At 62.8% G+C, this 11,362-nt stretch carries 9 protein-coding genes; 5 read left to right on the forward strand and 4 right to left on the reverse strand.

Translation table 11 applies throughout. The features are described from left to right. Positions 1 to 28 precede the first annotated feature (28 nt). A complete protein-coding gene (gene boxC / locus BLT65_RS01915; protein WP_208545726.1) occupies positions 29 to 1,699 on the reverse strand; it encodes a 2,3-epoxybenzoyl-CoA dihydrolase in 1,671 nt (556 codons plus the stop codon). Between the two features lie 147 nt (positions 1,700 to 1,846). Then, positions 1,847 to 2,809, reverse strand: a complete 963-nt coding sequence (locus tag BLT65_RS01920; RefSeq protein WP_042311312.1) for a helix-turn-helix transcriptional regulator — start codon at positions 2,807 to 2,809, stop codon at positions 1,847 to 1,849. A 281-nt stretch (positions 2,810 to 3,090) separates the two neighbouring features. Between BLT65_RS01920 and BLT65_RS01925 the strand changes: the two genes are divergently transcribed. The 5 genes from BLT65_RS01925 to BLT65_RS01945 all read left to right on the forward strand — a co-directional run bounded on the left by BLT65_RS01925 (position 3,091) and on the right by BLT65_RS01945 (position 9,100). Continuing rightward, complete coding sequence (locus BLT65_RS01925) at positions 3,091 to 3,570, forward strand: DUF4863 family protein (RefSeq protein WP_091774338.1); 480 nt, start codon at positions 3,091 to 3,093, stop codon at positions 3,568 to 3,570. Positions 3,571 to 3,640: 70 nt separating this feature from the next. Beyond that, positions 3,641 to 5,239: a benzoate-CoA ligase family protein gene (locus tag BLT65_RS01930; RefSeq protein WP_091774340.1), complete on the forward strand. Its 1,599-nt coding sequence runs from the start codon at positions 3,641 to 3,643 to the stop codon at positions 5,237 to 5,239. An 8-nt stretch (positions 5,240 to 5,247) separates the two neighbouring features. Further along, positions 5,248 to 6,102, forward strand: coding sequence for an alpha/beta fold hydrolase (locus tag BLT65_RS01935; protein WP_208545718.1), 855 nt, complete (start codon positions 5,248 to 5,250; stop codon positions 6,100 to 6,102). A gap of 465 nt (positions 6,103 to 6,567) precedes the next feature. Beyond that, positions 6,568 to 6,906 carry a hypothetical protein gene (locus BLT65_RS01940; RefSeq protein WP_091774895.1) on the forward strand — a complete coding sequence of 113 codons (339 nt, stop codon included), beginning with the start codon at positions 6,568 to 6,570 and terminating at the stop codon, positions 6,904 to 6,906. Positions 6,907 to 6,982: 76 nt separating this feature from the next. Beyond that, positions 6,983 to 9,100, forward strand: coding sequence for a phosphocholine-specific phospholipase C (locus BLT65_RS01945; RefSeq protein WP_091774344.1), 2,118 nt, complete (start codon positions 6,983 to 6,985; stop codon positions 9,098 to 9,100). 71 nt (positions 9,101 to 9,171) lie between these two features. Here the strand turns inward: BLT65_RS01945 and BLT65_RS01950 are convergent, their stop codons facing one another. After that, entirely contained in the window at positions 9,172 to 9,876 is a 705-nt protein-coding gene (locus tag BLT65_RS01950) for a glutathione binding-like protein (RefSeq protein WP_091774346.1), read from the reverse strand. Positions 9,877 to 9,990: 114 nt separating this feature from the next. Next, positions 9,991 to 10,950, reverse strand: a complete 960-nt coding sequence (tehA, locus tag BLT65_RS01955; protein WP_091774348.1) for a dicarboxylate transporter/tellurite-resistance protein TehA — start codon at positions 10,948 to 10,950, stop codon at positions 9,991 to 9,993. Between the last annotated feature and the right edge of the window lie 412 nt (positions 10,951 to 11,362).

Here is an 11,362-nt window from a genome sequence, read left to right on the forward strand (position 1 = left end):
GACGGTGTGATGCGGGCGCGATGTGGGTCTACACGCGCGATACGTCGAATTGCGCCTTGCTGCCCTTGCCGTAGACCTTGAGCGCGCCCTTCTCGCCCACCGCATTCGGCCGGTTGAAAATCCAGTTCTGCCACGCCGTCAGACGGCCGAAGATGCGTGTCTCCATGGTCTCGCGGCCGTTGAAACGCAGATTCGCTTCCATGCCCGTCAGTGCATCCGGCGACATCGCCGCGCGCTCTTCGAGCGCGATGCGGATTTCGTCGGCCCAGTCGATGTCATCCGGCGACGCTGTGACGAGACCCAGACGCTCGGCTTCCACTGCTTTCACAGGCTGGCCGATCTTCGCGCGCACGGCATCGAGCGGTTCCGTCTCTTCGTAGAAGCGCCGCGCGAGTCGCGACTGATGCGTGACCATCGGATACAGACCGAAGTTGACTTCCGACAGCGTGATCGCAGGCTCTTCATCTTCGTTCGCGGGCAGCGCGGCCATGTAGGTGCGGTCGGCGGCAAACGCGAACTCGGCGAACGTGCCCGCAAAGCACGAACCCGGCTCGATCAGCGCAAACAGCGAGCGCGACGACACGTCGATGCGCGCAAGCGTGCGGCGCAACAGGCCGATCGTTTCGCGCACCAGCCAGTGGTCCTTGTGTTGCAGCAGCGTGGCATCGACGGCGAGCACCGCGCGCGCGTCGCCTTCTGTCTTCAGGATCCACGTGCCGATATCGAGCTCGTTCGTACGCATCGACAGGATCGCGTCGTCGAGTTCGCGCGCGAACTGCAGCGGCCACCAGTTCGCACCCTTCGCAACGATGGCGTCGATATCCGTCGGCTGTTCAGTCGTGGGCGCTTTGGCCGTGAACGTGGCCGTGCGTTTCGCCCGGTCGATGGTTACGTCGAGCGTCGCATACGTGAGGCCGTCGTCACGATCCGTGCGCTCGATTCGCGTCAGCGCTACGCCTTGCGCATCCGCTGGACGGTCGCTTTGCTGCGCGAGTTCCAATGCACGTGCCGCGATCGCCTGCTCGAACTGGTTCGGCTTCACGACTTCATCGACGAGACGCCACTCCTTCGCACGCGCGCCGCGGATGCCCTCGACCACGGTGCAGAAAATGTCGGCGCGATCGTGCCGCACCTTGCGCTTGTCGGTGACGCGCGTGAGGCCGCCCGTTCCTGGCAGCACGCCGAGCAGCGGCACTTCTGGCAGCGCCACCGACGACGAGCGGTCGTCGATCAGATAGATCTCATCGCACGCGAGTGCCAGTTCATATCCACCGCCTGCACACGCACCGTTGACGGCGGCAAGAAACTTCAGGCCCGAATGACGCGACGAATCCTCGACGCCGTTGCGGGTTTCGTTGGTGAACTTGCAGAAGTTGACCTTCCATGCATGCGACGACAGGCCGAGCATGAAGATGTTTGCGCCCGAGCAGAACACGCGGTCCTTCAGGCTCGTGAGGACGACCGTCCGCACTTCCGGATGCTCGAAGCGGATGCGCTGGAGTGCATCGTGCAGTTCGATATCGACGCCCAGGTCGTATGAATTCAGCTTCAGCTTGTAACCGTCGCGGATGCCGCCGTCTTCAGCGATGTCGATACCGAGCGTCGCGACCGGACCATTGAACGAGAGCTTCCAGTGCTTGTACTGCGAGGGATCGGTGCGGTAGTCGACTCGCACGGCGGCGGTCTCTGCCGGGAACATGGCTGCGGACATGGGGCGTCTCCTGAGACGGATGCAGATTGTTTTAGAGAAAAATAGTGCATCGTCACAGCCATGTAAAGCACTTTACTTCATGTAAACGGGTTATCACCTACTTGGATTGGCTCCGAGCCGAGTGCGGCACAAGCATTACGTTTCGTCACCCAGTTCAGCAGCGAGCCGTGCGGCGAGGCGGTCGCGCAGTTGCAGATAGGCGTCGGCCAGCGTGCGTTCGCTGGTATCGAAGGTCATGTCGGCGCGGCCGTACAGTTCGCCGCGGCCCGCAAGGATGCGCTTGAGGTCTTCCATCGCCTCCTTGTTGCCCGACATCGGCCGCAAGTCACCCTGCGCGACAACCCGGCGCATGTGCTCTTCCGGGGTGGCCTGCAGCCACACGGTGAAGCAGTGAGCTAACAGCGCATTGAAGGTAGCCGGCTCCGACACCAGCCCGCCAGGCGACGCGATCACCGCGCGCTCGTGCTCGCCGATCACCGCCTCGAGCGCGCGCTGCTCGTAGCGGCGATACGCGCTCGCGCCGTACAGCGAATGGATTTCCGCCGGCGGACAGCCCGCCATCTGCTGGATCACCTTGGTGATCTCGATGAACGGCACCTTGCGCTCCTGCGCCAGCATGCGGCCGAGCGTCGATTTCCCCGCGCCGCGCAAGCCGATCAGCGCGATGCGGTCCTTGCGATGCGGATCGCGCGGCGCCTGCGCGAACATCTCCGACAGCGCGACCCGCGCGCGTTGCAGAGCCGCCTGGTCTCGCCCCTGCAGCAGTTCGCGGATCAGCAGCCATTCGGCGGATGACGTGGTTTCGTCGCCGATCACTTCGGCGAGGGGGCAGTTCAGCGTGGCCGCGATTTGCCGCAGCACTAGCACCGATGCGTTGCCGACGCCCGACTCGAGATTCGCGAGATGCCGCTCGGACAAGCCCGTTTCCGACGCTAGCGTCTTGCGCGTCATCCCGCGGCGCGCGCGCAGCAGGCGCACGCGCTCGCCCATCGCGGTCAGGAACGGATCGCGTTCTTCGCGCTCGGCTTTCGGCGCTTCGTCGTCTGGGCGCGGGGTTGACGGAGCGTTCGCCGCAGCGTCGGAGTAAGTTTGGTTCATGTCGCGGAGCCTCATCGACTAGGTATATGTACTATAGTGCTTGACATGCTCAAGGTGAACGGTTAATTTTCGCCGCATATCGATGCAATAACAACGCCGAAAGCCCTCCACCGGATGGCATAGGCAAAATCGGAGACGCTCGGCGGACCAGCACATGAACTAAGGTGCGTATCGACCGGCAGCAAAATCATCTTGCATGAGACCTGGGCGAGGCGCGAGCAAGCAAGCGCGAAAGCGCTGGCTTCGTTCGATACGCCGGTTCAGGTCGACAGGAGGCAAGCATGTCCCCTCAGGATTTTCAGCGTCTGATTGCAGGCGTGACCGCGCAACTGGACGGCCGCCCGCTCGACGCGTCGCTAGCCGGGTGGCTCAACGCGACCTGGCCCGCAGGCAGTGCGACTTACGACGAACTCGCCGACGCATGCCGCGCGGGTGTCGCCGAGGGCTGGCTGTGTAATCGCGAGCACGACGGCATCCGCTACGGCCGCGTCATCAAACCCACACCCGACACGCACGGCTTTTCAGTCGACGTCGTCGACATGCAGGACATTGCCGGTCCGCATCACGTGCATCCACACGGCGAAATCGATCTGATCATGCCGCGCACTGAAGGCGCGACCTTCGACGGTCATCCGGCCGGCTGGTGCGTGTACGGTCCCGGCAGCGCGCATCGGCCGACGGTCGCGCGAGGTCAGGCGCTCGTACTGTATCTGCTGCCGCAAGGTGCAATCGAATTCACGCGGGACGCCAGCGTTGCCTGAAGCGCCCTCACGCGCTTTCACGTCCCCTTTTCCGTTCCCATGCACTCCGCCTCAACTCGCCGGAGGAAACATGCAAGCCTTGCTGGAATCGCACCCGCGCGAGCCCGCACCGAACGTCGCGGCGCCGCCCGCGCAGTTCAATTTCGCGTCGCATCTGTTTCGCCTCAATGACGTGCGGCCCGACAAGCCCGCCTATATCGACGATGCCGGCGTCACCACCTACGCGCAGCTCGAAGACCGCGCGCGCCGCTTCGCTAGCGCGATGCGCTCGCTCGGCGTGCATTCCGAAGAGCGCATCCTGCTCGTGATGCTCGACACGGCCGAATTGCCCGTCGCGTTTCTCGGAGCGCTTTATGCGGGTGTCGTGCCCGTGGTCGCGAACACGCTGCTGACGTCCGCCGACTATCTGTACATGCTCACGCATAGCCACGCGCGGGCCGTGATCGCATCGGGCGCGTTGCTGCCGAATGTCGAAAAAGCGATGAGCGAGGCGGAACACGACGGCTGTCTGTTGATCGTGTCGCAGCCTGTGCAGATCGATCCGCCGCCAACGTATGTGCTTGGCCAGTTGATCGACGGTGCCGAGCCGTCGATGAAACCCAATGCATGTAACGGCGACGACATCGCGTTCTGGTTGTATTCATCCGGTTCAACCGGCAAACCGAAAGGCACGGTGCATACGCATGCAAACCTGTACTGGACTGCAGAGCTCTACGCGAAGCCGATACTCGGCATCAGCGAACGCGACGTGGTGTTCTCCGCCGCCAAGCTGTTCTTCGCCTACGGCCTCGGCAATGCACTGACGTTTCCGCTTTCGGTCGGCGCGTCGGCCGTGCTGATGGCCGAGCGTCCGACACCCGACGCCATCTTCAGGCGGCTCGTCGAGCATCGGCCGACGATCTTCTACGGCGTACCGACGCTGTACGCGAGCATGCTCGTGTCGCCGAATCTGCCGCCGCGCGAGCAGGTCGCGATGCGAGTCTGCGCGTCGGCGGGCGAAGCCTTGCCGCGCGAGATCGGCGAGCGCTTCACCGCGCACTTCGGCTGCGAGATTCTCGACGGCATCGGCTCGACAGAGATGCTGCATATCTTTCTGTCGAATCGCCCAGGTGCAGTCGAGTACGGAACAACGGGCCGCCCAGTGCCAGGATATGAAGTGGAGTTACGCGACGAGGCGGGTCATTCCGTGCCCGACGGTGAAGTCGGCGATCTGTTCATCAAGGGTCCGAGCGCCGCACTGATGTACTGGAGCAACCGCGAAAAGTCGCGCGCAACCTTCCTGGGCGAGTGGATTCGCAGTGGCGACAAGTACAGCCGCTTGCCGAACGGCTGCTATCAATATGCAGGCCGCAGCGACGACATGCTGAAAGTGAGCGGCCAGTATGTGTCGCCCGTCGAAGTGGAAATGGTTCTCGTGCAACATACTGCCGTGCTCGAAGCCGCCGTCGTCGGGGTCGATCACGGCGGCCTCGTGAAAACGCGTGCATTCGTCGTGCTGAAACAAAATGCCGATGCATGCGAAGCACTCGCGGATGAACTCAAGTCGTTCGTCAAGGACAAGCTCGCGCCGCACAAGTATCCGCGCGATATCGTCTTCGTCGACGATCTGCCGAAGACGGCAACCGGTAAGATTCAACGTTTCAAACTGCGGGAACAGCTCAACAGCTGATGAACGGAATGGCCGAACCTGTCACGACCTTGCGCGAAGACGCCCGTAGCGCGTCGGTTGCGTTGCCTGCGACCGCGCAACGCGGCGCGCTGGATATCGAATACCGCTGGCTCAACGCGCAGCTGGCCGATACGCCGCTCGCTGTGTTCCTGCACGAGGGGCTCGGCTCCGTCGCGATGTGGAAGGACTGGCCGCAGAGCGTGTGCGACAGACTCGGCATGCGCGGCCTCGTGTATTCGCGCCCGGGCTATGGGCGTTCGACGCCGCGTCCGCATCACGTCAAATTGCCAGTCGATTTCATGTCGGTGCAGGCGCGCGACATCCTGCCCGCGCTGCTCGATGCACTCGATGTGAGCGCCGAGGAAAGAAAACGCATGTGGGTGATTGGTCACAGCGACGGCGGATCAATCACGCTGCTTTATGCTGCCGCTTTTCCGGATGCACTGGCCGGCGCCGTTGTGGTTGCCCCACATGTCTTCGTCGAGGACATTTCCGTCGCGAGTATCGCGGAGGCGAAGACGGCCTACGAGCAATCGGATCTGCGTAGCAAGTTGGCGCGTCACCACGACGACGTCGATTCGGCCTTCTATGGCTGGAACGACATATGGCTAAGCGACGCGTTCCGGTCGTGGAGCATCGCCGATGAACTCGAATACATTCGCTGCCCGTTGCTTGCCGTGCAGGGGTACGACGATCATTACGGCACGATGGCGCAAATCGACACGATCGCACAGCGCGCGCCACACACTCAACTGGCGAAACTCGACAATTGTGGGCACTCGCCCCATCGCGATGCGCCGCAAGCGCTCAACGATACGATCGTCGATTTCATCAATAAGCGCGACGCCACTGTACAGGCTTGAATCGGCGAGCGAAGCAAGCCGGCTTGAGAGCGCAGCAATGCATTGCACCGTAGTTCTCCACAGAAACCGTTCATAAGCCTGTGGGTAACCTGAGCAAGACCCGCTCAACTCATTGATGCAATTCAGATTGCACGCGCTGCATCCACCTCGCGTCAGCGCGCACGCTGTTTCTGCGCGCGGACACGCCGCGAGGTTGTCCACATTTTCCGTGACCAACCTTGTGGACAACGTGCCGATAACGCACTCAAGTCATTGAACCGTCACAGGGAATGCGCGATGCATCGGATGCAGCGCGCTCTGCTGCACATCGATGCACACGCGCACTGTCGCGCATCCTTACACGCATCTTTCTGCACTTCCTTCCGCGCTCGCTCTGCATTTCTTTCGTCGCCTCACGCTTCACAATAGCTACACACACGATGGCTATCGTTACGCGTCTCTCAAGCATGGCGCCGGAGGATGACGATGCCCGCTCTGCACAAAACTGCACATAGCCCGCAACGCAAGCGATTGCACTGGATGCTCGCCGTCATCGCGGCATCGATCGCCGTCACGGCATGCAGTGACGACTCGTCGATGCAGGCGTCGCAAGAACAGAACCAGCAGCAACAGACACAACGAGAGCAACAGCCCGCCCTCGCGACGACATTCAACGCCCCGCCCACGCAATCCACGTCGGCCGCCGGCACCACGCTTCAAACACCGCAATCCCCTTCCGCGCAGGCACAAACCGCATCCCCCGGCGGTGCCAGCGCAGCCGATTCCGTCGTTCTCGCACCACCCGTGATTCACACCGTCGATTGAGTTCTGCCCAGTCAGGCTCCATGCCCCCGCGTGGATGCCGCCCCTTACCGTTTCTTCCCTCACGATCAAAGGCAACATGACTTCAAAAAACCGCCGTGATTTTCTGCGAGCCGCCGCCCAGGCAGCCGGCTCCGCCACCGCATTGACGATGCTTCCCCTCGGCATCCGCAATGCGCTCGCGATTCCCGCGAACAACAAGACGGGCAGCATCCGCGATATCGAGCACATCGTCGTGCTGATGCAGGAGAACCGCTCGTTCGATCATTACTTCGGCACGCTGCGAGGCGTGCGCGGTTTCGGCGACACGCGCGCGATCAACCTGCCGAACGGCAAACCGGTGTGGCATCAACCGCTGGCGGGCGGCGTCGGCGAAGTGCTGCCGTTCCGTCCGACGGCGCCGAATCTCGGCCTGCAGTTCCTGCAAGACCTGCCGCACGACTGGCCGACGACGCACGGCGCATGGAACGGCGGCCGCAACGACCAGTGGGTGCCGAACAAGGGCACGACGACGATGGCGTACCTCACGCGCGACGACATCCCCTTCCACTATCAACTGGCCGACTCGTTCACGATCTGCGATGCATACCACTGCTCGCTGATGGGCGCGACCGACCCGAACCGCTACTACATGTGGACAGGCTGGGTCGGCAACGACGGCTCGGGCGGCGGCCCCGTCGTCGACAACTCGGAACTGGGTTACGGCTGGTCGACGTATCCCGAGGTGCTGGAAACAGCGGGCATTTCGTGGAAGATCTATCAGGACATCGGCACGGGCCTGGATGCAAATGGATCGTGGGGCTGGACGAACAATCCGTATATCGGCAACTACGGCGACAACTCGCTGCTCTACTTCAACCAGTATCGCAACGCGCAGCCGGGCAATCCGCTGTACGAGAAGGCGCGCACGGGCACGAACGTGTCGGCGGGCGGCACGTACTTCGACGTGCTGCGCAAGGACGTGCAGAGCAACCAGTTGCCGCAGGTGTCGTGGATCGTCGCGCCGGAAGCCTACTCCGAGCATCCGAACTGGCCTGCGAACTACGGCGCGTGGTACGTCGATCAGGTCTTGCAGATTCTCACGTCGAACCCCGAGGTGTGGAGCAAGACCGCGCTGCTCATCAACTATGACGAGAACGACGGCTTCTTCGATCACGTGTCGCCGCCGTTTGCGCCTTCGTCGAGTGCGAATGGACTTTCAACCGTCGACACCACCAACGAAATCTATCCCGGCGGCAACAACGGCAAATACGCCCCCGGTCCGTATGGCCTCGGGCCGCGCGTACCGATGCTGGTCGTGTCGCCGTGGTCGAAGGGCGGCTTTGTGTGCTCGGAAGTATTCGATCACACGTCCGTGATCCAGTTCATCGAAGCGCGCTTCGGTCATGGCCACAAGCTGTCGGAGCCGAACATCACGCCATGGCGTCGCACGGTGTGCGGCGATCTGACGTCGGCGTTCAACTTCAAGAACCCGAACGATGCGTTCCCGACGCTGCCGTCCACCGCGTCGTACAAGCCGCAGGATCAGAACCGTCACCCCGACTACGTGCCGCTGCCGCCCGCCGTCGGCTCCGTGCCGAAGCAGGAGCCCGGCGTGCGTCCGGCGCGCGCGGTGCCGTATGAGCTGTTCGTCCGCATCAATGACGACAACAGCGGCAAGCTCTCGATGCGCTTCGTCAACACGGGTGACGCCGGCGCGAACTTCCTCGTGTTCGAAGCGCTGAGCGCCGACGCGCCGCGCACGTACACGGTCGAAGCGGGCAAGCGTCTAGTCGATCAGTTGCCGGTGAAGGCAGATGGTTCGTATGATTTCACGGTACACGGGCCGAATGGCTTCCTGCGTCGCTTTGCCGGCAAGCAGGTGGCGCAGCATTTCTGGAACAGCCACGATCGCGCGAATCCGGAAGTCGCAGAGGGCTACGACGTCGCGAACGGCAATCTGCAACTGCGTCTGAAGAACGACGGCAACACGCGCTGCCAGTTCAAGATCGTCAATGCGTACGATTCGGGCAAGCCGCTCACGCACACGGTGCGCGGCGGCGACAGCGATACCGTGAATCTCGATTTGCGTCACGTGTACGGCTGGTACGACCTGACGATCACCGTCGATAGCGACGCGTCGTTCACGCGCCGTTTTGCGGGTCACGTCGAGACGGGCAAGCCGAGCATGAGCGATCCGGCGCTGGGCGGGCAGTAAGCGATCTAGCGCAGCTCAAAACGAAAACCCGTGCCGTTGTGTCTACGGCACGGGTTTTTTATTATCTGCGCTTACGCACGCTTCGGAATGTCCAACCCTCGCACAACGGCAGGACGCGCCAGAAACGCGTCGAGCGCGCGCTTCACATGCGGGAAGTCTTCAAAGCCGACAAGATCGGAAGCCTCGTAGAAGCCGACCAGATTGCGCACCCACGGGAACGTGGCGATATCGGCGATTGTGTAGTCGTCGCCCATGATCCACTTGCGCGTCGCGAGCCGCTCGTTCAGCACGCTGAGCAGCCGCTTCGATTCGTTGACGTAGCGCTCGCGCGGACGCTTGTCTTCGTAGTCCTTGCCCGCGAATTTGTGGAAGAAACCGACCTGACCGAACATCGGTCCGATCCCTCCCATCTGGAACATCACCCATTGAATCGTCTCGTAGCGGTCCGACGCGCGCTGCGACATCAGTTGCCCCGTCTTGTCCGCGAGATAGATCAGGATCGCGCCCGACTCGAAGAGCGGCAGCGGCTCGCCATCGGGGCCGTTCGGATCGATGATCGCGGGAATCTTGTTGTTCGGATTGAGCGACATGAATTCCGGCGACAGCTGATCGTTCGTATCGAAGCGCACCAGATGCGGTTCGTACGCGAGACCCGTTTCTTCCAGCATGATCGACACCTTGACGCCGTTGGGCGTCGGCAGCGAGTACAACTGGATGCGCTCGGGATGCGCAGCGGGCCACTTTTTCGCGATCGGGAAAATGGATGGGTCAGGCATGAAAGGTCCTTGTGAGCTTAAGTCGGAAAACAGGGACCAATATAGACGGGTTGAGTGCGCTTTGCTTGCGGTTGGACGGATGAGGCTCGCGGGCGCAACGTCGTGCGGTCTCCCTCAATCGATACGCGATATCCGCGCCTGCGTCTCCGACGGATCGAACAGATGCGCCAGCGTACGCACGCTCAGATAGCCGATGAACAGATTCGCGCCGACGAACACGGGCACCGACAGCGTCTGGGCAGGCGGCACGCCCGCGTGCGCGAGCTTCATGCACGCGAGCGCCGCCGACGCGACACCGAACGTGTACGCCCACCATGACGGCGCGAACGGATGCTTCGTCAGCCAGCCGCCGAGCCGCAAGCCAATCAGCATCTGGAACAGACCATAGCCGAGCAGCATCACGATCCAGTGATCGACGGAACCCGGCTGCAACACCAGCGCAGCCGCCGCGCCGACGACGGGCGGCGCGAACTGGATGCCGAGCAACGGCCGCTGCTTGGGCGGCAGCGCGGCACCGTGCCACAAGCGATAGATGATCAATGGCTCGATTGCGAGCCACGAAAAAATGCCCGCACCGAACAGCAGCCAGCCCCATTCGGGACGGCCCATCGTGGCGAGCGCCGCCGCGCCTGTGAAGTTACCGGCGACGGTCGGCAGATAGAGCGTGGGCGCCGTGTCGAGCATGTCGCGCCCGCCCTGCCACAACATGCCCGTATGCCATAGCGCGAAACTCAGATGCCACGCGAGCCCTGCCACGGCGAGCGCCGCTGCAAGTCCGCGGGAATACGGGAAGACGGCCTGCACGATCAGCAGCGTCGACACGCCGAGCAGCGCGGCTGTGCCGCCCGCGACGGGATGCTTGAACTCGTCGACGACTTCGGCGGGATTGCGCAACGCGTGCAGCACATAGGTGATCAACAGTCCGCACCAGACGAGCGTCGCAAGCAGCAGGATCGCTTCGCCAACGGCGGCGCTCACATGCCACATTCGCGCAGCGACCCGCCATGACTGGCCGAGGCCGGACAGACCGAGCACGATGCTGAAGAGCGAAGCGGAAATCGAGGTGCTTTTCATGTTGCGGGTTGATCTGACTGCGTGCGAAACGCGTTGCGGCGCAGTGGGAAAGCGAGCATGCGTAGCCATGCACGCACGCTCGATCCGTTCGCGCGAAATTGCCCGAAGTATGCAGTCGATACGTGGATCGTGCCCGACAGAAGGATTGGTCGAAGTGCGTCGACATGCGGGCGGTAGGGCCGTCAGCCGCCCGCGGGACGGCGTCGGCCCGTTGATCGATTACCGGATGGCCTGAGCCCTGTGCGGCAATCGTTGTGGCAACGTGTCGCAGACGTGTTTCCGCCGCGCCCGGTTTCGAGCGCGATGGTTGCGCGGGCGAGACCAGGCGCGGGCGGTGCGTCAACGTTTCAGGGCTATGCGAGGCGCTTGATAGCCTCACCCTGACGCGCGCGGCATCGTGTCGAACGACGCC

This window comes from Paraburkholderia steynii (assembly GCF_900100565.1).
Lineage (GTDB): Bacteria > Pseudomonadota > Gammaproteobacteria > Burkholderiales > Burkholderiaceae > Paraburkholderia > Paraburkholderia terrae.